The sequence below is a fragment of the Streptomyces hesseae genome (assembly GCF_031845785.1).
Taxonomy (GTDB): domain Bacteria; phylum Actinomycetota; class Actinomycetes; order Streptomycetales; family Streptomycetaceae; genus Streptomyces; species Streptomyces hesseae.
Map to the genome: position 1 here is coordinate 156,086 of NZ_JAVRFI010000015.1, position 18,997 is coordinate 175,082.

The window sequence follows — 18,997 nt, forward strand, 5'->3', positions numbered from 1 at the left end:
CCCACCGGGAGCGGCGCCCCGGCGCCGCGCGGTGGGGACCGGCGAGGAGGGGGCGCGATGGACGGCAGGATGGACGGCGGCATACCGCCGCTCGTCGACCAGTACAGCCACGGCGCCGTCCACACGGATCTGGGGCTCGGGGAGTTCGAGACCCATCTGGCCGAGGCCGCCGGGTCCACCGGGCCCGCGCCGCCCGGCACCACCTTCTTCGACAGCCGCGCGGGCCTGGCCGTACGCCGCTGGTGCCCGCCCCTGCTGGGGCTGGAGCCGCACTGCGCGCCCGTGAGCTATCTGGCCCGCCGCCGCGAACTGGGCGCCTACCGCGCCGGCCGTCTGCTGCTGCGCGGCGCGGGCATCGGGACGTTCCTGCTGGAGGCGGGCGCCACCGGCGCCCTCACCTCGCCGGACGAGCTGGCCAGCGCCGCCGAGGGCCGCGCCCACGAGGTCGTCCGGCTCGAACCGCTGGCCGCGCGGATCGCCGACACGACCGGAGGTTTGGACGCCTTCCTCGCGTATACGGCCGAAGCCCTCTACGCGGCCTCCGGAAGCGCCACCGCCTTCGCCACCGGCGTCACCTTCTGCGACGACAGCCCACCGGACGCGGCCGAGGTGCGCGAGGCCGCCGGACGGTGGCTGCGCACGCGCCGCACCGGAGACACGCCGGACGACCCCGTGCTGATCCGTCATCTGCTGTGGAGCGCGGTCGCCACGGGCCTGCCCGTCCAGCTGCACTGCGCGCGGCCGCAGCGGCTCACCGGCTTCCTGCGGGCCACCGCGAGCCGGGGCGTGGACCTGGTGCTGCTCGCGGACCCCTGGCACCGGCGGCAGGCGGCCCAGCTGGCCGCCGCCTTCCCGCACGTCTACGCGGACGTCGGGACCCGGCCGGAGGAGACGCTGCGCGAGGCGCCGTTCGGCAAGCTGCTGTTCTCGACCGGGGCACGGGCCCTGGCGGAGCTGTACGTGGTGGCCGCCCGGCTGTTCACCCGCGCCATGGAGCGGCTGATGCGCGACTGGGTGGCCGACGGATGGTGCCGGGCGGCGGAGGCGGCACGGATCGCCTCCCTCGTCGCGGCCGGCACCGCGCGCAGGGTCTACCGGCTGGACGCGGCGGCCGTCTGAAGCGCCTCGTGCTCACCGGCGGGAGCGGGCAGCACCGGCGCCTCGCCGCGCTCGCGCAGCGACAGGAAGACCCGCAGCACGGCGACCCACATCAGGCAGGAGCCGAGCATATGGGTGCCGACGATCACCTCGGGCGAGTCGTTGAAGTACTGCACATAGCCGATCGTGCCCTGGAGCATGATCACGACGAACAGCTCGACGACCCTGCGGCGCGGCCCCCCGGGGGACTTCACGGCCCGCAGCGCGAACCACAGCGCCACGGTGAGGCCGATGACGATGTAGACGAAGTCGACGTGCAGCTGGGTGACCTCGTGCCAGTCCAGAGGGATGCGGTGGACGTCCTTGGAGGCGTCGCCCGCGTGCCTGCCCGAGCCGGTGACCACCGTGCCCGCCACGATCAGCAGGGCGCTCGCGACGACCAGCACCCAGCCGAGCTGGCGCACCGGACGGGCCACCACGTCGCGCGGCTCGTCGTCGCCCTCACGGGTCCGCAGCCACATGATCGTGGCCACCGTCAGCAGCGAGGTCGCCGCCAGGAAGTGCGCGGCGACGATGTACGGGTTGAGGCCCGTCAGCACGGTGATGCCGCCGATGATGCCGTTGCTCGCGACGATCCAGAACTGGGCCCAGCCGAGCTTCGTCAGGCTGCGGCGGCGCGGGGCACGCGCGCGTGCCGCCACGATCGCCACACTGACCACCGCGCACAGCACATAGGTCAGCATGCGGTTGGTGAACTCGATGACGCCGTTGATGCCCATCGCGGGCGTGGGCGTCAGGCTGTCCTCGGTACAGGTCGGCCAGGTGGGGCAGCCGAGCCCGGACTGGGTGAGCCGCACCGCGCCGCCCGTCACGACGATGATCACGGACATGACCACACAGGCGAGCGCGGCCCGCTCGACGAAGCGGGCGGAGGGCTGCCAGCGGTCGGCGACGAGCTGGAGGGGGTTCAGCGTTTTCGGCACGGAAGTCATCGTAAGGGGACGCTTGTGCACGGATTCACGAGGGTCCCGATGTGCCCCGGGCGCGTCCTACTCCCAGCGGAAGAACCGCGCGGCCGCGCCCAGGCCCAGGACGGCCCAGACGGTGAGGATGCCGAGGTCGGCCCAGGGCATGCCCGCGCCGTCGCGCAGCACGTCGCGCAGGCCGCCGGAGAGCGCGGAGATGGGCAGCGCCTCCAGCGCCGTGCGGACGGCGCCCGGGAACTTCTCCAGCGGGACGATCACGCCGCCGCCGACCAGCAGGAGCAGGAAGACCAGGTTGGCCGCCGCGAGCGTCGCCTCGGCCTTGAGCGTCCCGGCCATCAGCAGGCCCAGCCCGGAGAACGCGGCCGTTCCCAGGACGAGCAGCAGGACGACGGCCAGCGGGTTGCCGTGCGGCGACCAGCCGAGCGCGAACGCGATGACCGTCAGCAGCGTGATCTGAAGGACCTCGGTGACCAGCACCGAGGCCGTCTTCGCGGTCATCAGCCCCCAGCGCGGCAGCGGGGACGCGCCGAGCCGCTTGAGCACGCCGTAGCGGCGCTCGAAGCCCGTCGCGATGGCCTGCCCGGTGAAGGCCGTGGACATCACGGCGAGCGCCAGGACGCCCGGTGTCAGGAAGTCGACGGCCTTGCCGGGGCCGGTGTCGACGATGTCGACAGCGCTGAAGAGCACCAGCAGCAGGGTCGGGATGACGACGGTGAGCAGCAGCTGCTCACCGTTGCGCAGCAGCATCCGGGTCTCCAGCGCGGCCTGCGCGCGGATCATCCGCGACAGTGGCGCGGCCCCGGGCCGGGGGGCGAAGGTGCCGGTGGCGGTCATGCGCGCAGCTCCCTACCGGTGAGTTCGAGGAAGACGTCCTCGAGCGTGTGCCGCTCGACCGTTATGCGGTCCGGCATGACCCCGTGCTGGGCGCACCACGACGTCACCGTCGCGAGCAGCTGCGGGTCGACCGTGCCGTTGACGCGGTACGACCCGGGGGCCGGCTCGGCGGCGGCGGAGTCGGCGGGCAGCGCCTTGAGGAGCGAGGCGAGGTCCAGGCCGGGCCGGCCGCTGAAGCGCAGGGTGTTCTCGGCGCCGCCCTTGCAGAGCTCCTCCGGGCTGCCCTGGGCGATGACCTTGCCGCCGTCGATGATGGCGACGTCGTCGGCGAGCTGTTCCGCCTCGTCCATGTAGTGCGTGGTCAGGACGACCGTGACGCCGTCGGCGCGCAGCTCGCGCACCAGGTTCCAGGTGGCGCGGCGGGCCTGCGGGTCGAGGCCGGCCGTCGGCTCGTCGAGGAAGACCAGCTCGGGGCGGCCGACGACGGCCATGGCGAGCGAGAGGCGCTGCTGCTGGCCGCCGGAGAGCCTGCGGTACGTCGTACGGCCGCAGTCGCCCAGCCCGAGCCGCTCGATCAGCATGCCCACGTCCAGGGGGTGGGCGTGGAGGGACGCGGTGTGGCGCAGCATCTCCGCGGCGCGCGCGCCCGCGTAGACGCCGCCGCTCTGGAGCATCACTCCGACGCGTGGGCGCAGGCCGGCGGCGTCGGCGAGGGGGTCCAGGCCGAGGACGCGGACGGTGCCGGCGTCGGGCCGCCGGTAGCCCTCGCAGGTCTCGATGGTGGTGGTCTTTCCGGCGCCGTTGGGGCCGAGGACGGCGGTCACGCCGCCGCGCGCGACGGTCAGGTCGAGACCGTTCACCGCGGTTTTCGTCCCGTACCGCTTGACCAGGCCGTGGACCTCGACCGCGGGCTCTTCATGCATGCGGGGAAGTGTACGGAGGGCGGGGCGGAACGGACCCCGGCGGGGGGCTCGGTTAGGTGACCCTAAGTGATCAAAGCCACCGTTCCGTGACCCGGTGGAGCTTGTCGCCCTTCGGGCAATTACGCAACAATGGTGTTGTGAAATACGCGGGCGAGGCTTCACACAGCCCCGTGGCCGAGGCGGCCGCCGGGTCGCGCCCGGCCCTGCCCGCACCGTCGCGGGAAGCGCCGGCTCCCGAGCTGCGCGCTCATGACGAGCAGCACGGCACCCGCAATCGCGTCGCCCGGTCCATCCTCGACCACGGGCCTTCCACCGCCGCCGAGCTGGCCGTGCGGCTGGAGCTGACCTCCGCCGCCGTCCGCCGGCACCTCGACACCCTCGTGGCCGACGGCGTCGTCGAGGCCCGTGAGAAGCGCGTCTACGGCGCGCGCGGCCGCGGCCGGCCCGCCAAGGTCTTCGCCCTCACCGACTGCGGCCGGGACGCCTTCGACCAGGCCTACGACAAGCTCGCCCAGGACGCCCTGCGCTGGATCGCCCAGTCCGCCGGGGGCGGCGAGATGGGCGAGGCCGCCGTCGCAGCGTTCGCCCGCGCCCGGATGGCCGCACAGGCCGAGGGGTATCGCGAGGCCCTGGAGGCCGTCGCCCCCGAGCGCCGTACAGAGGCTCTCGCCCGGGCATTGACCGCGGACGGGTACGCTGCTACGGCGCGTAGCGCACCGGTCGGCGAACAGCTTTGCCAGCACCACTGCCCGGTCGCCCATGTCGCCGAGCAGTTCCCGCAGCTGTGCGAGGCGGAGACCGAGGTCTTCTCCCGCCTGCTCGGGACACATGTGCAGCGTCTTGCCACCATCGCCCACGGCGACGGAGTGTGCACGACGTTCATCCCCAAAACCACCACCGCATCCACCAGCACGGCCGGGAGGAACCCCGCATGACTCTCCCCACGGAGACTGCCCACCCTGAGCTCGAGGGCCTGGGCACGTACGAATACGGCTGGGCCGACTCCGACGAGGCCGGTGCCGCGGCCAAGCGCGGCCTCTCCGAGGAGGTCGTCCGCGATATCTCGGCGAAGAAGTCCGAGCCCGAGTGGATGCTCAAGCTCCGCCTGAAGGGCCTGCGGCTCTTCGACAAGAAGCCCATGCCGACCTGGGGCTCGGACCTGACCGGTATCGACTTCGACAACATCAAGTACTTCGTGCGCTCGACCGAGAAGCAGGCCGCTTCCTGGGAGGACCTGCCGGAGGACATCAAGAACACCTACGACAAGCTGGGTATCCCCGAGGCGGAGAAGCAGCGCCTGGTCGCCGGTGTCGCCGCGCAGTACGAGTCCGAGGTCGTCTACCACCAGATCCGTGAGGACCTGGAGGAGCAGGGCGTCATCTTCCTGGACACCGACACCGCGCTGAAGGAGCACCCGGAGCTCTTCCAGGAGTACTTCGGCACGGTGATCCCGGTGGGTGACAACAAGTTCGCCTCGCTGAACACCGCCGTGTGGTCGGGTGGCTCGTTCATCTACGTCCCCAAGGGTGTCCACGTCGACATCCCGCTCCAGGCCTACTTCCGGATCAACACGGAGAACATGGGCCAGTTCGAGCGGACGCTGATCATCGTCGACGAGGACGCCTACGTCCACTACGTCGAGGGCTGCACCGCGCCGATCTACTCCTCGGACTCGCTGCACAGCGCGGTGGTGGAGATCATCGTGAAGAAGGGCGGCCGCTGCCGCTACACGACGATCCAGAACTGGTCGAACAACGTCTACAACCTGGTCACCAAGCGCGCCGTGGCGTATGAGGGCGCGACCATGGAGTGGGTCGATGGCAACATCGGCTCGAAGGTGACGATGAAGTACCCGGCCGTCTACCTGATGGGCGAGCACGCCAAGGGCGAGACCCTCTCCATCGCGTTCTCCGGCGAGGGGCAGCACCAGGACGCCGGGGCGAAGATGGTCCACATGGCGCCGAACACCTCCTCCAACATCGTCTCCAAGTCGGTGGCGCGAGGCGGCGGCCGCACCTCCTACCGTGGCCTGATCGAGATCGGCGAGGGCGCGCACGGCTCGAAGTCGAACGTGCTCTGTGACGCTCTCCTCGTGGACACGATCTCCCGGTCGGACACCTACCCGTATGTCGACGTCCGTGAGGACGACGTCTCCATGGGTCACGAGGCGACCGTCTCCAAGGTCAGCGACGACCAGCTCTTCTACCTGATGAGCCGTGGTCTGTCCGAGGACGAGGCCATGGCGATGATCGTGCGTGGCTTCGTCGAGCCGATCGCCCGCGAGCTGCCCATGGAGTACGCGCTGGAGCTCAACCGGCTGATCGAGCTGCAGATGGAAGGCTCCGTCGGCTAGCCGCCGCCACCGCCCCATCGCAGCGAACCCTTTGTGACAGGAAGAGAGCACGACGACAGCCATGGCTGACAACACTCCCGCCGGCAGCACGACCGACGGCGCCATCCAGGTGGGCGGCCCCCGGCAGCCCATCGACGCGCGAGTGAGCGCGCCCGCCTCGTACGACGTCGCCGATTTCCCCGTGCCCCACGGCCGCGAGGAGGAGTGGCGGTTCACCCCGCTCCAGCGCCTGCGCGGTCTGCACGACGGCACGGCGGTGGCGAACGGCGCCGGCGTCAAGGTCGAGGTCGAGGCCCCCGAGGGCGTGACCGTGGAGACCGTCGGCCGGGACGACGCCCGGCTGGGCCGGTCCGGCAAGCCGGTCGACCGGGTCGCCGCCCAGGCGTACAGCTCCTTCGAGAAGGCCTCGGTCGTCTCGATCCCCAAGGACACCGTGCTCTCCGAGCCCGTGCGGATCTCCGTGCGCGGCCAGGGCGGCGTGGCCTTCGGTCACGCGGTCGTCGAGATCGGCGCCTTCGCCGAGGCCGTCGTCGTCATCGACCACACCGGTGACGCCACCCTCGCCGCCAACGTCGAGTACCTCATCGGCGACGGCGCCAAGCTCACCGTCGTCTCCGTCCAGGACTGGGACGACACCGCCGTCCACGCCGCCCAGCACACCGCGCTGGTCGGCCGTGACGCCTCCTTCAAGTCCGTGATCGTCACCTTCGGCGGCGACCTGGTCCGCCTCCACCCCCGGGTCGTCTACGGCGCCCCCGGCGGCGAGGCCGAGCTCTACGGTCTGTACTTCACCGACAACGGTCAGCACCAGGAGCACCGTCTCTTCGTCGACCACGACACTCCGCACTGCCGCAGCAACGTCGTCTACAAGGGCGCGCTGCAGGGCAAGGACGCTCACGCGGTGTGGATCGGCGACGTCCTCATCCGTGCGGAGGCGGAGGGCACCGACACCTACGAGCTCAACCGCAACCTCGTCCTCACCGACGGCGCCCGCGTCGACTCGGTCCCCAACCTGGAGATCGAGACCGGTGAGATCGTCGGCGCCGGCCACGCCTCGGCGACCGGCCGCTTCGACGACGAGCAGCTCTTCTACCTGATGGCCCGAGGCATCCCGGAGCACGAGGCCCGCCGCCTGGTCGTCCGCGGCTTCTTCGCCGAGCTCGTCCAGCAGATCGGCATCCCCGAGCTGGAGGAGCGCCTCATCGCCAAGATCGAGGAAGAGCTGAAGGCGGCGGTCGCATGAGCGAATTCGTGAAGGTGGCCTCCCTCGGCGAGCTCGAGGAGGACACGCCCAAGCGCGTCGAGGTCGACGGCACCCCGGTGTCCATCGTCCGCACCGAGGGCGAGGTGTTCGCGATCAACGACATCTGCTCGCACGCGAACGTCTCCCTCTCCGAGGGCGAGGTGGAGAACTGCCACATCGAGTGCTGGCTGCACGGCTCCAGCTTCGACCTGCGCACCGGCAAGCCCGACTGCCTCCCCGCGACGCAGCCCGTCCCCGTTTACCCCGTCAAGATCGAAGGGGACGATGTGCTCGTCTCCGTCACCCAGGAGTCCTGAGTTCCCCATGGCTACGCTTGAGATTCACGACCTGCACGTTTCCGTCGAGGCCGAGAACGGCTCCCGGGAGATCCTCAAGGGCGTCGACCTGACCGTGAAGCAGGGCGAGACCCACGCCATCATGGGCCCCAACGGCTCCGGCAAGTCCACCCTGGCCTACTCCCTGGCCGGTCACCCCAAGTACACGATCACCGGCGGCACCGTCACCCTCGACGGCGAGAACGTCCTGGAGATGTCCGTCGACGAGCGCGCCCGCGCCGGTGTCTTCCTCGCCATGCAGTACCCGGTCGAGGTCCCCGGCGTCTCCGTCTCCAACTTCCTGCGCACCTCCGCCACCGCCGTGCGCGGCGAGGCCCCCAAGCTGCGTACCTGGGTGAAGGAGGTCAAGGCGGCGATGGAGCAGCTGCAGATGGACCCGGCCTTCGCCGAGCGCAACGTCAACGAGGGCTTCTCCGGTGGTGAGAAGAAGCGCCACGAGATCCTTCAGCTGGAGCTCCTCAAGCCGAAGATCGCCATCCTCGACGAGACCGACTCCGGCCTGGACGTCGACGCCCTGCGCATCGTCTCCGAGGGCGTCAACCGCGTCCGTTCCACCGGCGAGGTCGGCACGCTGCTGATCACGCACTACACGCGGATCCTGCGCTACATCAAGCCCGACTTCGTGCACGTCTTCGCGAACGGCCGCGTCGTGGAGTCCGGTGGCGCCGAGCTCGCGGACAAGCTGGAGAACGAGGGCTACGAGGCGTACGTGAAGGGTGGCGTAACGGCGTGACGATACTGCTGCCGGGCCTGCTGGACACCGACGCGATCCGTAAGGACTTCCCGATCCTGGACCGTGTGGTCCACGGCGACAAGAAGCTCATCTACCTGGACAACGCGGCGACCTCGCAGAAGCCGCGCCAGGTCCTGGACGTGATCAACGCCCACTACGAGCGGCACAACGCCAATGTCCACCGCGGCGTGCACGTGCTCGCCGAGGAGGCCACCGCCCTCTACGAAGGCGCCCGCGACAAGGTCGCCGCGTTCATCAACGCGCCGTCCCGCGATGAGGTGATCTTCACCAAGAACGCCTCCGAGTCCCTCAACCTCGTGGCGAACATGCTCGGCTGGGCGGACGAGCCCTACCGGGTGGACCACGACACCGAGATCGTCATCACGGAGATGGAACACCACTCCAACATCGTCCCCTGGCAGCTGCTCTCGCAGCGCACGGGTGCGAAGCTGAAGTGGTTCGGCCTCACCGACGACGGCCGCCTGGACCTGTCGAACATCGACCAGGTCATCACGGAGAAGACGAAGGTCGTGTCCTTCGTCCTGGTCTCCAACATCCTGGGCACCCTCAACCCGGTCGAGGCGATCGTCCGCCGCGCCCAGGAGGTCGGCGCGCTCGTCGTCATCGACGCCTCCCAGGCCGCGCCGCACATGCCCCTGGACGTCCAGGCCCTCCAGGCCGACTTCGTGGCCTTCACCGGCCACAAGATGTGCGCCCCGGACGGCATCGGCGTGCTGTGGGGCCGCCAGGAGCTGCTGGAGGACCTCCCGCCGTTCCTCGGCGGCGGCGAGATGATCGAGACCGTCTCGATGCACTCCTCCACCTATGCCCCCGCGCCGCACAAGTTCGAGGCCGGTACGCCCCCGATCGCCCAGGCCGTGGGCCTGGGTGCCGCGGTGGACTACCTCACCTCCATCGGCATGGAGAACATCGCCCGTCACGAGCACGTGATCACGGAGTATGCGATCCGGCGCCTCCAGGAGGTCCCGGACCTGCGGATCATCGGCCCCACCACGGCCGAGGACCGCGGCGCCGCCGTCTCCTTCACCCTCGGCGACATCCACCCGCACGACGTGGGCCAGGTCCTCGACGAGCAGGGCATCGCGGTCCGGGTCGGACACCACTGCGCACGCCCCGTCTGCCTGCGCTACGGAATTCCGGCGACCACGCGAGCGTCGTTCTACCTGTACTCCACGCCCGGCGAGGTCGACGCGCTGATCGAGGGCCTGGAGCACGTACGGAACTTCTTCGGGTGACAAGGGCTGACTGTGAAGCTTGATTCGATGTACCAGGACGTGATCCTGGACCACTACAAGAATCCCCACGGGCGCGGCCTGCGGGACGGCGACGCCGAGGTCCACCACGTCAACCCCACCTGCGGCGACGAGATCACGCTGCGCGTGCGGATGTCCGGTGAGACGATCGAGGACGTCTCCTACGAGGGTCAGGGCTGCTCCATCAGCCAGGCGAGCGCCTCGGTGCTCAACGAGCTGCTGGTCGGCAAGGACCTCGACGAGGCCCGCCGGATCCAGGAGACCTTCCTGGAGCTGATGCAGTCCAAGGGCCGGATCGAGCCGGACGACGCGATGGAGGAGGTGCTGGAGGACGCCGTCGCGTTCGCCGGCGTCTCCAAGTACCCCGCACGCGTCAAGTGCGCTCTGCTGAGCTGGATGGCATGGAAGGACGCGACCGCCCAGGCGCTGGGCGAGGGCGCTGAGAGGAAGACCGCATGAGCGACAACGCAGACGCCACCACAGAGGCGGCCGGCGAGGTGACCACCAAGCCGGCCACCGAGGAGGAGGTCCGCGAGGCCCTCTACGACGTGGTCGACCCCGAGCTGGGCATCGACGTGGTCAACCTCGGCCTGATCTACGGCATCCACATCGACGACGCCAACATCGCCACCCTCGACATGACCCTGACGTCCGCGGCCTGCCCGCTGACCGACGTCATCGAGGACCAGGCGAAGTCGGTGACCGACGGCATCGTCAACGAGCTCCGGATCAACTGGGTCTGGATGCCGCCGTGGGGCCCCGACAAGATCACCGACGAGGGCCGCGAGCAGCTCCGCGCGCTGGGCTTCAACGTCTGAGCGACACGCCTTCGACAGCGGCCGGCCCGCCTCCTGAACCGTCAGGAGGCGGGCCGCTGCTGTGTGGCGCAGTGGATGCCGCCGCCGCCCTCGGCGAGCGTGGGGATGGCGACGGTGCGCACCTCGCGGCCCGGGTGGAGGGAGCCGATGATGGAGGCCGCCTCCTCGTCGGCGCCGCGGTCGCCGAAGCGCGGGACGACCACGGCGCCGTTCGCCACGTAGTAGTTGACGTAGGAGCCCAGGAAGTCCTCGCCCCGCTCGCCCAGGGCGGCCGGGTCGGGCTCCGGGAGCTCGATGATCTCCAGGGCGCGGCCCCGGGCGTCGGTGGCCGACTCCAGGGCCGCGCGGGCCTCTTCGTACACCCGCGTCCACACATCGGGCGCCGTGCCCGCGGGCGGGCGGCTGAGGAGCACGGTGGCGGGCCCGGCGAAGCGCGCGAGGGCGTCGACGTGGCAGTCGGTGATGTCCTCGCCGCGCACACCCGGAAGCCAGATGACCTTCCGGACGCCGAGCAGCCGGACGAGATCCCGCTCGATGTCGTCGCGGGTCCGGCCCGGGTTGCGGTTGTCGTTGACCAGCGAGCTCTCCGTGACGAGCAACGTGCCGTCGCCGTCGGTCTCCAGGGAGCCGCCCTCGGCCACCAGGGGCGCCTCGATCCGCGGGACGCCGAGCAACTCCAGCAGACGGCGGGCCACCAGGCCGTCCCGGGAGTGCCCCTGCTTGCCGCCCCAGCCGTTGAAGCCGAGATCGACGCCGGAGACCGTCCCGTCCTCGCCGGTGACGAACACCGGCCCGGAGTCGCGCAGCCAGAGGTCGTCCACCGGCATCCGTATGATCCTCGCCGCGCCGCCGCACGCCCGGTGGGCGTCCGCGTCATCGCCCGGGGAAGCGAGCATCATGACCGGCTCGTAGTCGGCGATCGTACGGGCGATGCCGACGATGTCCTCGCGCACGGCGGCCGTCCACTCGCCCCAGACCGGGCCGGCCGGTGGCCAGCCCATGAAGGTCGCCGCGTGCGGCCGTGCCTCGGACGGCAGATGATTCATCGTTGGATTCCCTGGCGCCGGCGGCATGGATTCCCACGATTGTCCGTCAGAGGCTGCCCGTGTACAGCAGCCGGTTCGGCGTGCCCGGCTTCACATCCGTCACCACGTCCTTGGTGGACTGCGAGATGAGCCAGTTGACGACCGTCGCCGAGCTCGCGGCGGGGTTCTGCGCCTTGTACAGGGCCGCGGCGCCCGTGACGAACGGGGTGGCCTGCGAGGTGCCGCTCTTGGTGGTGGTGCCGCCACCCACCCGCAGCGAGAGGATCTCCTCGCCCGGGGCGAGGATCCGCGCGCACGGCCCGTAGCTGGTGAAGTCCGTCATCTGGTCCATGCGGTTGGTCGCGCCCACGGCCAGGGCCTGGAGGGCGGCGGCGGGGGAGTGGTTGCAGGCGCTGTCGTTGGAATTGCCGGCCGCGACCAGCGCCGGCGTCCCCTTGGCGGCGACGCTGTTGGCGGCGTTGTCCATGGCCTGCGACACCGGGCCGACGAGGGACGCGTTGAGGACCGAGGCGGGCGGCGCGCTCGTGGCCACGTACTCGAAGCCCGACACGATGGCCGACGTCGTACCCCGCCCGGCGCAGTCCAGCACCCGCACACTGACCAGGGACGCCCGGCGCGCCACGCCGTATGTCGCGCTGCCCACCACCCCCGCCACATGCGTGCCGTGGCCGCTGCCGGTCGCGCAGTCACGGCCGTCGCCGCCCGAGGTGACCTCGTCGACGCCCTTGCGGGCGCGGCCGCCGAAGTCGGGATGGGAGTAGTCGATGCCGGTGTCCATGATGTAGGCGGTGACGCCCTCACCGGTGCCGTTGACGGTGAACCGGCCGTCCAGGGGGAGACTGCGCTGGTCCACGCGGTCCAGGCCCCAGGAGTCCGTCGCCGCCCGGGAACGTATGGACGGGGGGCCCTCGGCCGCCTGGGCGTAGACCGCGTCCTCCTCGACGGCCTCGACCTCCGGGGAGCTGCGCACGGCCTCCAGCTGCTGCGGGGTGAGCCGGGCGGCGAAGCCGGTCAGGGTGTGGGTGTAGATGCGGTCCGGGACGACGCCCAGCACGCTCGTCAGCGTGCGCGGGCTGGCGCCCTTGCGCAGGGTGACGATGTAGTGCGCGGGCACCGGCTCGCCGGCCGTCCTGCGCAGCGGCGCCCGGTGCCCCGGGCGCCCGGGGCCGTGGTCGGCCGCCGCGAACGGGGCGGCGGTGAGCGGGAGGGCCAGGACCAGGGCCGTGGTCAGGCAGCGTCGGAGCTGTCTCATGCGGCATCCGTTCACGACGGGACAGTGGAGCGGGCGGGAGCGCCCACTCCACTGGATATGCCGGTTCATCCGCGCGGGCGACGCGAGCGCGGCCGACCGGCTGGCGGGGCTGCGCCATCCGTGTGAGCGGAGCGCCGAGGGGCCGGTAAGGGGTGGGGAGGGGCGGCCGGTTCGCCTTGGACGGGCCGGTCCGGTTAGGTTTCCGGACATGACCGATGCTGTTGCCACCGCTTCCCGTACCACCGGCGCCGTCGCCGCCGGCCTCGCCACCCTCGCCGAGGACGGTACCGTCCTCGACACCTGGTTCCCGGCCCCCGAGCTGACCGACGCTCCCGGCCCGGCCGGCACCGAGCGGCTGACCGCCGAGCGGGCCGCGGAGCTGCTCGGCGAGGGCGCCCTCAAGGCCGTGGGCCCGGACCCGCGCCGCGGGGTCGAGGTCGTCGCCGTCCGCACGGTCATCGCCTCGCTCGACGACAAGCCGGCCGACGCGCACGACGCCTACCTGCGACTGCACCTGCTCTCCCACCGTCTGGTCAAGCCGCACGGCCAGAGCCTCGACGGCGTCTTCGGCCTGCTCGCCAACGTCGCCTGGACCTCGCTGGGCCCGGTCCCCGTCGACCGGGTCGAGGCCGCGCGCCTCGCCGCCCGCGCCGAGGGCCTCCACCTCCAGGTCACCAGCGTCGACAAGTTCCCGCGCATGACCGACTACGTGGTCCCCTCCGGCGTCCGCATCGCCGACGCCGACCGGGTCCGCCTGGGCGCCCACCTGGGCTCCGGCACCACCGTCATGCACGAGGGCTTCGTCAACTTCAACGCCGGTACGCTCGGCACCTCCATGGTCGAGGGCCGGATCAGCGCGGGCGTCGTCGTCGGCGACGGCACCGACATCGGTGGCGGCGCCTCCACCATGGGCACCCTGTCCGGTGGCGGCAAGCAGATCATCTCCATCGGCGAGCGCTGCCTGCTCGGCGCCGAGTCGGGCATCGGTATCGCGCTGGGCGACGAGTGCGTCGTCGAGGCGGGCCTCTACGTCACCGCCGGCACCCGGGTCACGATGCCGGACGGCGAGATCGTCAAGGCCCTGACGCTCTCCGGCGCCGACAACATCCTCTTCCGCCGCAACTCCACCACGGGCGCCGTCGAGGCCCGCCCGTACAAGAGCACGTGGGGCGGGCTCAACGAGATCCTCCACAGCAACGACTGAGGCGGCCGGGGCGGGGCTCGCACCCCGCCCCACCCGCCCCACCCGCCCCTTCCCGGACGCCCGGGCGGGCAGGATTACCGCCCGCCCACGCCGATCGCTTCCTTGTACGCCTCCAGCAGCGCCTCGGTGCGCTCCTTCGACGCCGCACGCAGCGGCGCCCGCACCGCCCCGCCCGGGAGGCCCAGCGCTCCCAGCAGCGCCTTCGCCGTGACCGTGCCGGGGAGGCCCGCGGCCATCATCTGTTCCGCCAGGGGCAGGACGCGCTGGTGGAGCCGGGTCGCCTCCGCGTTCTCGCCGCGGTCGAACGCGTCCAGCACGGCGGCCAGCGCCGGGCCCGCGACGTTGGCCACGGTGCTGACATAGCCCGTTCCTCCCACCGCACGCAGCGGAAGGTTGAGTTCCTCGCAGCCGGAGTAGTAGGCGAGGCCCGTTGCCGCGATCACCTTCGAGCTGCCGAGCAGGTCGTACGCGCAGTCCTTGACCCCGGCGATGCGCGGGTGCTCGGCCAGTCGCAGCATGGTGTCGGGCTCGATGCGGGTGCCCGTGCGGCCCGGGATGTCGTAGAGCATCACCGGGATGCCCACCGCGTCGGCCACCGTGCGGAAGTGCTCCGCGATGTCCTCCTGCGGCGGCCTGCTGTAGTACGGGGTGACGACCAGGACGCCGTGCGCGCCGGCCCGTTCGGCGGCCCGGGCCAGTCCGGCGGTGTGCCGGGTGTCGGCCGACCCCACCCCGGCCGTGATCCGGGCGCGGTCGCCCACGGCCTCGACGACGGCCGTGACGAGGGCGCTCTTCTCCGTGTCGGTGGTGGTCGGCGACTCGCCGGTGGTGCCGCTGAGGACGAGGCCGTCGCAGCCGCCCTCCGTGACGAGGCGGTCGGCGAGCCGCTGCGCGCCGTCGAGGTCGAGTGCGCCGTCGGCGGTGAACGGGGTCACCATCGCACAGACGGTACGGCCGAAGGGCTTGGTGGGTGGCATGGCGTCACGCTCCGGGTTCGGGTGCCTCCCCCGGATTCTGGGCCCTTCGACCGTACAGGTCCATTTAAATGTTCTGACCAAATCACATAAGAACTGCTACGGCTTCCAGCGCAGCACCTGCGGGTCGTGGTCGCTCGCCTGGTCGGCGAACTCGGCGTTGATGTGGACGATGTCGTAGTCCACGCGGCTCACATGACGGCTGGTGAGGATGTGGTCCAGCACCTGGGAGTTGCCCTGGAAGACATAGCCGTACCGTTCCTTCGCGGGGAGCCGGGTGACCTGGTCCGTCAGGGCGCCGCCGGCGGTGAGGGCGCCCAGGGCGGGGGAGAACTGGTAGTCGTTGAGGTCGCCCGCGACGATCACATTGGCGTTCCGGTCGGCGGCGAGGAGCTGCTTGACGAAGCCGTTGACAAGCTTCGCCTGCTGGAGCCGCTGGGTCTCGGACGTCCGGGCCGGGGACTGGAAACGGCTGTCGAGACCCTGGTCGCCGCCCTTGGAGTTGAAGTGGTTGGCGACGACGAAGACGTCCTTGCCCCGGAAGGAGAACTGGCCGGCCAGCGGCTTGCGGCTGTTGGTCCAGGCGGCGTCGCCCGGCTGGATACGACCGGGGGAGGCGGAGAGGCCGGCCTTGCCGCCCTCCCGGACAACCCGCACGGCCGTGGTGGAGTCGCCGCCGGGGATGTCCTTGAAGGAGACCCGGGCCGGGTTGAAGAGGAAGGCGGTACGGATGTTGCCGCCAGGCTGGCCGCCGTCCTTGCCGTCGACGGGGTCGATCTGCCGCCACTGGTAGGCGGGACCGCCCGCGGCGGCGATGGCGTCCGTGAGCTTCTTCAGCGTCTGCGTGGCATCCACGACACCGCCGTTCGTCGTGCCGTCGTTGTCCTGGACCTCCTCCAGGGCCACGACGTCGGGCGAGGCGAGGTTGGTCACCAGGGCCCCGGCGAGGCGGTCGAACTTCGCCTGCGGGGTCTTGGGGGAGAGGTTCTCCACGTTGTACGTGGCGACGGCCAGCTCGTCGCCGCGCTGCTTGCGCGTGGTCTCGCGCTGGAGCTTGTGGTCGGCGAGCGCGCCCAGTTGGGTGGCCTGGATGGTGTAGCCGCCGTGGTTGTCGTAGTCGAGCGGGCCCGCCGTGACCCCGGAGAGCTCGTCACCGACGTTCGCGACCGGGAAGGGGTGCTGGGCGTAGGGGAGCAGGGAGGCGACCTTCACCCGGCCGGCGTTGGGGTCGGCGTAGGAGCCGTAGAGGGTGCCGCCGCGCCCGGTGCGGTTGTGGCGGGGCGCCGCGGTGACCCACAGGTCCTTGTACTCGCTGGTGGCACCGACGACGGGGGCGTCGACGACCTCGACCCGCATGCCCTCCAGGGACTCCAGCCGGTCCAGCGCGTAGCGGCGGGGCTTCAGCGGCAGCTTCTCGATCGAACCGCCGTGCGCGTCGGGCGCGTAGCGGGACGGAAGGGCGGCGGCGTTCAGCCGGACGGCGGCGGGCAGGGCGTTGCCGGAGGACCGCACGGTCACGGTGGGCTTGGTCAGCTGGGTGACCGACTGGCCGCCCGCCGCCTCGCCGCCGGGGTAGTACTCGGTGACGGTGCCGGAGACGAGCACGGAGTCGCCGACGGCGACGGCCGGGGCGGTCGCGCCGGTGAAGACGAAGATCGCCTCGCTGGTGGCCTCGTCGCGGTCCGGGTGGGGGTCCTGGACCCAGAAGCCGCGCGCCGAGCCGAAGTTCTTCACGGCCGTGACGATGCCCGGTACGTCCGTGACCTGCTTGCCGGCGAACGGCGAGATACGCGTGGTGCCCTGGATGTCGTGGACGCGGACACCGGCGTCGGCGGCGCTCGCGGACTGGGCCGGGGCGATCAGCCCGGCCGCGAGCGCGCCGGCTATGAGGGAGCCGACGGTCGTGGCACGGCGGCGATGGGACAGCACAAAGTCCTCCGGTGGGAACGATGAGGGGGCGACCGGGATGCCGATCGGATGAGATCACCCGCCGTCATCCGAGCGACAGGCGATCTACGCGCGTCAATGTCCGCTGAATTCCGGCCAGTTGTCAAGGGTTGGCGGGCAACCCGTGGACGAACCGCCGGTAACGGGCTCCGCGACGCGCGAGCCGGCGCGGAAAACCCGTCTAAGGTGGGGCACTGCGCGCCCGGGACCGCGGCGCGGCCGTCACGACGAGGAGATGCCCCCCTGATGTCAGGAGACCGCCCGACCATGCCGCCGGTGCGGCTCCCCTCCGACGCCGAGCTCGCGCGCGACGCGCTGTCCGCGCCGCTGTTCGTCCGCGCCGCGAAGCTCGCCCGCTGGGCCGGCGAGGGCACCCCGGTCGGCGCGGGCGGCGAGCTGCTCGCCGGGCAGCTGAAGACGGCGACCGGGCTGCTCGGCCTGGAGGACGACGAGGACGGCCCGGCGTACGCGGCCGAGGCGTGGCAGCTGGCGCTGGACACGGGCCTGGTCGAATTCACCGAGTCCCCGGACGAGCCCGCCGACGCCTCCTCCGACGAGCCCCACGGCACGGCCGTCGCCGGCGAGGAACTGGCCACGCTCACCTCCGGCAGCCCCCAGGACATCCTGGACCTGTGGCTCGGCGGCCTGGAGACCGTCCTGGCCGATGCCGCCGCGCCCGACCTGGGCGACCTCGTCGAGCAGCTCTCCGAGAGCGGCGACGGCGACCTCGACCTCGACGCGATCGACTGGAACCCCGAGGAGGAGGCCGACTTCCTCGACGGCGTCCTCGGCAACCTCTACCTGCTGACCGCGCTCGACGAGGGCTCGCCCGACCGCCCCGTCCCGCTGCCCGCGCTCGCCGCCTCCATGATCGTCCCGGATGACATGGACGAGCCCACGGACGACGTCCTGGAAGAGGTCTCCGACGCGATGATGCGCCTGGACGACCAGTTCCGGATCCTCGCGCCGACCGGCCTGGTGCGCTACCAGCCGGTGGACGAGTCCCTGATCGAGGTCGTCGACGGCGAGGGCCACATCCGGGAGTCCGTCGACGGCGTGACCTCCGACCTCCCCGAGGAGGAGGACGTCAGCCGCTACGGCATGGTGGCCCTCACCCCGCTCGGCCTCTTCGCCGTACGGTCCCGCATGCTCGACGCCGGCATCGACGCCCCGGCCGTCGGCGACCTCGCCGAGTCCTCCGCCACCGACCTCCTCGCGGCGCTCCCTGGCCACCCCGGCTTCGCCGTGCGCGCCGAGGCCGAGCTGTGGCTCGCCCGCCGCACCCCGCTCGACGCGGCCCGCGAGCTGCTCGCCGCCGCGCGCGGCGCGGACGAGGAGGCGCCGGGGCGCCGCCTCGTCTGCCAGCAGACGCTGTCCCTCGTCGGCCCCGAGGCCGAGCCCGCGCTCCGCGAGGTCCTCGACGACCCGCAGCTCGGCGGCCTCGCCCGCGTCTGGCTCGCCGAGAACGGCGCGACGGACGTACCGCCGCCCGGCGAGGACATGGTCTTCTGGCTGACCGTCGACACGATCGCCGCCCGGCTGGACACGGAGGCCGACGACCCGGAGGAGCTCCGCGAGCTCGTCGAGGGCCTCGTGAGCGGGCACAGCGGCTTCTTCGACACCGTCTGGCGGGTGGAGCACCCGGCGACGGCGGACGTCCTGGAGGCGATGGGGAGGCTGCACCCGGACAAGGCGACGGCGAAGGCGGCCCGTAAGGCGGCCTTTAAGGCCAGGTCGCGGGGCTGACCTTTCTCGTGCCGGGTGCGCCTGTCGCTTTCCGGCGCCCGCCGGTGGGGGTTTCCGCGCCTTCGGCGCGGGTTTCGCCCACCCGCCCGCCCGATTGCCCGGCACGGATTGCCCGGGTAGGGGGCGCGGGTAGGGGGCGGGCGTTGAGGGGCGGCCTCGGCCCCCCGGGTAGTGACGTGAGGGGGCGGGGTGGGGTGGATGGGCCCTGGT

General features: G+C 71.6%; 18 protein-coding genes. 11 read left to right on the plus strand and 7 right to left on the minus strand.

What is annotated here, in order from left to right; all coding sequences use genetic code 11:
- The first annotated feature begins 57 nt into the window (after positions 1 to 57).
- Positions 58 to 1,119, plus strand: coding sequence for an amidohydrolase (locus tag RM609_RS22475; protein WP_311613306.1), 1,062 nt, complete (start codon positions 58 to 60; stop codon positions 1,117 to 1,119).
- Here the strand turns inward: RM609_RS22475 and RM609_RS22480 are convergent.
- The 3 genes from RM609_RS22480 to RM609_RS22490 all read right to left on the minus strand — a co-directional run bounded on the left by RM609_RS22480 (position 1,092) and on the right by RM609_RS22490 (position 3,841).
- Entirely contained in the window at positions 1,092 to 2,081 is a 990-nt protein-coding gene (locus RM609_RS22480; protein WP_311613307.1) for a COX15/CtaA family protein, read from the minus strand. The genes RM609_RS22475 and RM609_RS22480 overlap by 28 nt on opposite strands.
- Before the next feature lie 66 nt (positions 2,082 to 2,147).
- Entirely contained in the window at positions 2,148 to 2,918 is a 771-nt protein-coding gene (locus RM609_RS22485; protein WP_311613308.1) for an ABC transporter permease, read from the minus strand.
- Complete coding sequence (locus tag RM609_RS22490) at positions 2,915 to 3,841, minus strand: ABC transporter ATP-binding protein (RefSeq protein WP_311613309.1); 927 nt, start codon at positions 3,839 to 3,841, stop codon at positions 2,915 to 2,917. Before RM609_RS22490 ends, RM609_RS22485 begins: the two co-directional genes overlap by 4 nt.
- Positions 3,842 to 3,978: 137 nt before the next feature.
- On the opposite strand from RM609_RS22490, the gene RM609_RS22495 reads away from it, so the two are divergent.
- From RM609_RS22495 to RM609_RS22530, 8 genes are all read left to right on the plus strand, one after another.
- Positions 3,979 to 4,776 carry a helix-turn-helix transcriptional regulator gene (locus RM609_RS22495; protein WP_311613310.1) on the plus strand — a complete coding sequence of 266 codons (798 nt, stop codon included), beginning with the start codon at positions 3,979 to 3,981 and terminating at the stop codon, positions 4,774 to 4,776.
- Positions 4,773 to 6,194, plus strand: coding sequence for a Fe-S cluster assembly protein SufB (gene sufB, locus RM609_RS22500; RefSeq protein WP_311613311.1), 1,422 nt, complete (start codon positions 4,773 to 4,775; stop codon positions 6,192 to 6,194). Before RM609_RS22495 ends, sufB begins: the two co-directional genes overlap by 4 nt.
- A gap of 61 nt (positions 6,195 to 6,255) precedes the next feature.
- On the plus strand, positions 6,256 to 7,437 hold the full coding sequence (gene sufD / locus RM609_RS22505) for a Fe-S cluster assembly protein SufD (RefSeq protein ID WP_311613312.1): 1,182 nt from the start codon (positions 6,256 to 6,258) through the stop codon (positions 7,435 to 7,437).
- The gene (locus tag RM609_RS22510; RefSeq protein ID WP_189454976.1) at positions 7,434 to 7,754 is read left to right on the plus strand and encodes a non-heme iron oxygenase ferredoxin subunit; all 321 of its coding nucleotides are present in this window, start codon (positions 7,434 to 7,436) and stop codon (positions 7,752 to 7,754) included. Before sufD ends, RM609_RS22510 begins: the two co-directional genes overlap by 4 nt.
- A gap of 7 nt (positions 7,755 to 7,761) precedes the next feature.
- Positions 7,762 to 8,526, plus strand: coding sequence for a Fe-S cluster assembly ATPase SufC (gene sufC / locus RM609_RS22515; RefSeq protein WP_311613313.1), 765 nt, complete (start codon positions 7,762 to 7,764; stop codon positions 8,524 to 8,526).
- 2 nt (positions 8,527 to 8,528) lie between these two features.
- A complete protein-coding gene (locus RM609_RS22520; protein ID WP_311613332.1) occupies positions 8,529 to 9,782 on the plus strand; it encodes a cysteine desulfurase in 1,254 nt (417 codons plus the stop codon).
- Positions 9,783 to 9,794: 12 nt separating this feature from the next.
- Positions 9,795 to 10,259 (plus strand): Fe-S cluster assembly sulfur transfer protein SufU, encoded by a 465-nt coding sequence (gene sufU, locus RM609_RS22525; protein WP_311613314.1) that lies wholly within the window; start codon positions 9,795 to 9,797, stop codon positions 10,257 to 10,259.
- Complete coding sequence (locus tag RM609_RS22530; protein WP_311613315.1) at positions 10,256 to 10,618, plus strand: metal-sulfur cluster assembly factor; 363 nt, start codon at positions 10,256 to 10,258, stop codon at positions 10,616 to 10,618. The genes sufU and RM609_RS22530 overlap by 4 nt, the downstream gene beginning before the upstream one ends.
- A 41-nt stretch (positions 10,619 to 10,659) precedes the next feature.
- Here the strand turns inward: RM609_RS22530 and RM609_RS22535 are convergent, their stop codons facing one another.
- Positions 10,660 to 11,664 carry an agmatine deiminase family protein gene (locus tag RM609_RS22535; protein WP_311613316.1) on the minus strand — a complete coding sequence of 335 codons (1,005 nt, stop codon included), beginning with the start codon at positions 11,662 to 11,664 and terminating at the stop codon, positions 10,660 to 10,662.
- 46 nt (positions 11,665 to 11,710) lie between these two features.
- Positions 11,711 to 12,916 carry a S8 family peptidase gene (locus tag RM609_RS22540; protein ID WP_311613317.1) on the minus strand — a complete coding sequence of 402 codons (1,206 nt, stop codon included), beginning with the start codon at positions 12,914 to 12,916 and terminating at the stop codon, positions 11,711 to 11,713.
- Positions 12,917 to 13,124: 208 nt separating this feature from the next.
- On the opposite strand from RM609_RS22540, the gene dapD reads away from it, so the two are divergent.
- The gene (dapD, locus tag RM609_RS22545; RefSeq protein ID WP_311613318.1) at positions 13,125 to 14,120 is read left to right on the plus strand and encodes a 2,3,4,5-tetrahydropyridine-2,6-dicarboxylate N-succinyltransferase; all 996 of its coding nucleotides are present in this window, start codon (positions 13,125 to 13,127) and stop codon (positions 14,118 to 14,120) included.
- 74 nt (positions 14,121 to 14,194) lie between these two features.
- Here dapD and dapA read toward each other — a convergent pair whose 3' ends face one another.
- Both dapA and RM609_RS22555 read right to left on the minus strand, forming a co-directional pair.
- Positions 14,195 to 15,097 (minus strand): 4-hydroxy-tetrahydrodipicolinate synthase, encoded by a 903-nt coding sequence (dapA, locus tag RM609_RS22550; protein ID WP_311613319.1) that lies wholly within the window; start codon positions 15,095 to 15,097, stop codon positions 14,195 to 14,197.
- Positions 15,098 to 15,193: 96 nt separating this feature from the next.
- The gene (locus tag RM609_RS22555; RefSeq protein WP_311613320.1) at positions 15,194 to 17,023 is read right to left on the minus strand and encodes a DUF8508 domain-containing protein; all 1,830 of its coding nucleotides are present in this window, start codon (positions 17,021 to 17,023) and stop codon (positions 15,194 to 15,196) included.
- 264 nt (positions 17,024 to 17,287) lie between these two features.
- Between RM609_RS22555 and RM609_RS22560 the strand changes: the two genes are divergently transcribed.
- The gene (locus tag RM609_RS22560; protein WP_311613321.1) at positions 17,288 to 18,787 is read left to right on the plus strand and encodes a hypothetical protein; all 1,500 of its coding nucleotides are present in this window, start codon (positions 17,288 to 17,290) and stop codon (positions 18,785 to 18,787) included.
- The last annotated feature ends 210 nt before the right edge of the window (positions 18,788 to 18,997 follow it).

Coding starts and splice junctions, on each gene's coding strand:
- sufB (WP_311613311.1), top strand. CDS start 4,773: ATGACTCTCCCCACGGAGACTGCCCACCCTGAGCTCGAGGGCCTGGGC.
- RM609_RS22540 (WP_311613317.1), bottom strand. CDS start 12,916: ATGAGACAGCTCCGACGCTGCCTGACCACGGCCCTGGTCCTGGCCCTC.
- RM609_RS22485 (WP_311613308.1), bottom strand. CDS start 2,918: ATGACCGCCACCGGCACCTTCGCCCCCCGGCCCGGGGCCGCGCCACTG.
- RM609_RS22510 (WP_189454976.1), top strand. CDS start 7,434: ATGAGCGAATTCGTGAAGGTGGCCTCCCTCGGCGAGCTCGAGGAGGAC.
- RM609_RS22535 (WP_311613316.1), bottom strand. CDS start 11,664: ATGAATCATCTGCCGTCCGAGGCACGGCCGCACGCGGCGACCTTCATG.
- RM609_RS22560 (WP_311613321.1), top strand. CDS start 17,288: ATGTCAGGAGACCGCCCGACCATGCCGCCGGTGCGGCTCCCCTCCGAC.
- RM609_RS22475 (WP_311613306.1), top strand. CDS start 58: ATGGACGGCAGGATGGACGGCGGCATACCGCCGCTCGTCGACCAGTAC.
- dapA (WP_311613319.1), bottom strand. CDS start 15,097: ATGCCACCCACCAAGCCCTTCGGCCGTACCGTCTGTGCGATGGTGACC.
- dapD (WP_311613318.1), top strand. CDS start 13,125: ATGACCGATGCTGTTGCCACCGCTTCCCGTACCACCGGCGCCGTCGCC.
- sufD (WP_311613312.1), top strand. CDS start 6,256: ATGGCTGACAACACTCCCGCCGGCAGCACGACCGACGGCGCCATCCAG.
- RM609_RS22490 (WP_311613309.1), bottom strand. CDS start 3,841: ATGCATGAAGAGCCCGCGGTCGAGGTCCACGGCCTGGTCAAGCGGTAC.
- sufC (WP_311613313.1), top strand. CDS start 7,762: ATGGCTACGCTTGAGATTCACGACCTGCACGTTTCCGTCGAGGCCGAG.
- RM609_RS22530 (WP_311613315.1), top strand. CDS start 10,256: ATGAGCGACAACGCAGACGCCACCACAGAGGCGGCCGGCGAGGTGACC.